The sequence below is a fragment of the Vibrio sp. 2132-1 genome, from assembly GCF_033344315.1.
Genome location: NZ_JAWPON010000050.1, coordinates 1 through 2,149, shown reverse-complemented (window position 1 = coordinate 2,149; position 2,149 = coordinate 1). Strand labels below are relative to the sequence as shown.

The following is a 2,149-nucleotide window of genomic DNA, read 5'->3' as shown; positions in this document are numbered from 1 at the left end:
GGAACATGTAAGAACAGTGGAAAAATAGCCCAAAAAAAGAATAGCCCAATAACAACAAACAACCATCCACCTACTACTTGGGCATCATACTTACCAAATACTCCCTTTGTGTGGTTATTGTAAGCATAGGCAATAAACTTACCTGTTTTTGAGTCCCGCTCGCCGACAACAGTAACTTCATCATTACGATTAATAACCCAAGCATCAGATACTTGAAGTTCGATTACACAATTATTTTCACTTAATTCAAACTGTACCTTGGTTTTAGTGACCGCTTTGAAATTAATAACCTTACCAACTAATTTATCTAACATTATTTTGTTAACTCTATGTTACTTTACTAGGAGTGCTCTAACGCCCTGTTAAGGGGTGAGCAACGCAATACCGAAGCTTCCGCATACCGCCTTAACCACTAAAACCAACGCATAGTAAAAATGCCACGCGTTGTGAATCCCTCTTAAACAGTTTGTTAGCCCTTTGCCCAAATTTGGTACGTGTAATCAATATTTGAACTGAAACTTTGCTCAAATGTTTGTTTGAAACTCTGTGGAACTGAAGGGAAAAACACGTCGCCAGAGATGTGCTTATGAATCACTGAAAGATGGATAACATCTGCTTGTTCGATTAATGCTTTGTAAATTTCACCACCACCAGAAACAAAGACATGTGTTGTCGTATTGTCTAAGTAAGATAATGCCGATTCAATGCTGGTGAAATAAATAACATCTGGATCATTCGAGACCATTTCTGAGCGAGTAACCACAGCATATTTCCTATTGGGAAGTTTACCCATTGAGTCGAAAGTTTTACGACCGACTAAAAGCCAATGATTGTAAGTCATAGCTTTGAACAGGAGCTGCTCACCTTGTACATGCCAAGGTATATCCAATCCAGAGCCAATTACTCCATTCTCAGAAACTGCTGCCATAATGGATATTTTCATTTTTCCTCCTGAGGGCTAACGCCCGCCTAAGGGGCTGGCAACGCATAACAACTAAACTCAAACACAACAACTGCAACCACAGCGGCTCATTGGGACTGGAAACGCCACGCGTTGACAGTCCCTCTTGAGGCGTTTGTTATGTGTGTGTTCAAACCATCAAATTTAGTCAGGAACTACTATTAAACCTAATTGCTCTAAAAGTTGTTCTTGCTGCCACGAACAGATTTTTACACCTGTAAGGTCAACTTTCCGAGGGTCTAAACCATACAACTCCGAGTGGCTCAAATCACAACCTTGCAACCTACACTGGCTCCAACACCCTTCAGAAAATACTCCCCGACTTAAATCAGACTCTTTAAATGATGCACCACTCAGATTTGCGCCAATCCATCTATTCTCAAACAAATCACACTTTTCGATACACTGCCTTTCAAAGTTGGCGTATGAAAGATTACAACCTGTTATATAAGCTGAACAAAAATACATTCTGTTCGATACCTGATTCATGAAGCTAGCTTGAGAAAAATTGGCACCCTTTAAATCGCATTCTCTGAACTCGATACCAAAACAATTTGCACCTTTGAAATACGACATTGAAAGACTGCAGTTTTTAAAAGATGCATCTCTAAGATCCGAGTAAGAAAAATCACACCCCTCTAATTCTCCTCGTTCAATGAAAGAACAATCTACAAATTGTGTATCGCGGAGGTTTGCCCGTTTAAAGGAACAGCAGAAAAATTTGCAATTTTTAAAATACTGACCACTCATGTCTTGATGTGAAAAGTCTGCTTGTACATATAACTGGTCTGTTTTATCCATTTTCTAGCCCTCTTTCTATTTGAGTCGAAGACTAACATTTACCAACCAGTTCTCAAGAAAAATAAACACCTTAAAAACAGCAACTTACAACCACTTAAAATCGCAAAAATAAGGCGCCAAATTGACGCTCTAAGGCACCGTTTTTTAATTCACCCATGCCGCATGGCTAGAAAAAAGTTTTGATTAATCATGGCGCTTGCAAGAAAAACACATAACGCTTTCTATACGGCGAAAAGCCGTATTTCTACTCAGATCTAAGCTCATTTAATCTTTCATGGTCAACATAAATTCAAAGACTTAAAGATAAATTCGGCATGTTAGGTGGTAACATGTCGCTTAATGTGAAGAGTGGGATTTAACGTAATGTCACTTAATGTGAAGTGCAGT

The 2,149-nt window shown here is 38.9% G+C and carries 3 protein-coding genes; all 3 read right to left on the bottom strand.

Annotation, left to right across the window (positions count from 1 at the left end; translation table 11 throughout):
- A partial coding sequence (locus R8N47_RS23320; protein ID WP_318185871.1) for a hypothetical protein occupies positions 1-314 on the bottom strand: 314 nt, incomplete at its 3' end.
- Positions 315-469: 155 nt separating this feature from the next.
- A complete protein-coding gene (gene dfrA31 / locus R8N47_RS23315) occupies positions 470-943 on the bottom strand; it encodes a trimethoprim-resistant dihydrofolate reductase DfrA31 (RefSeq protein ID WP_000703246.1) in 474 nt (157 codons plus the stop codon).
- 162 nt (positions 944-1,105) lie between these two features.
- Positions 1,106-1,762, bottom strand: coding sequence for a quinolone resistance pentapeptide repeat protein QnrVC5 (locus tag R8N47_RS23310; RefSeq protein ID WP_000361705.1), 657 nt, complete (start codon positions 1,760-1,762; stop codon positions 1,106-1,108).
- Positions 1,763-2,149 lie beyond the last annotated feature (387 nt).

Bases quoted from the DNA above. Each gene is read 5' to 3' on its own strand.
- dfrA31 (WP_000703246.1), bottom strand. From the start codon at position 943: ATGAAAATATCCATTATGGCAGCAGTTTCTGAGAATGGAGTAATTGGC.
- R8N47_RS23310 (WP_000361705.1), bottom strand. From the start codon at position 1,762: ATGGATAAAACAGACCAGTTATATGTACAAGCAGACTTTTCACATCAA.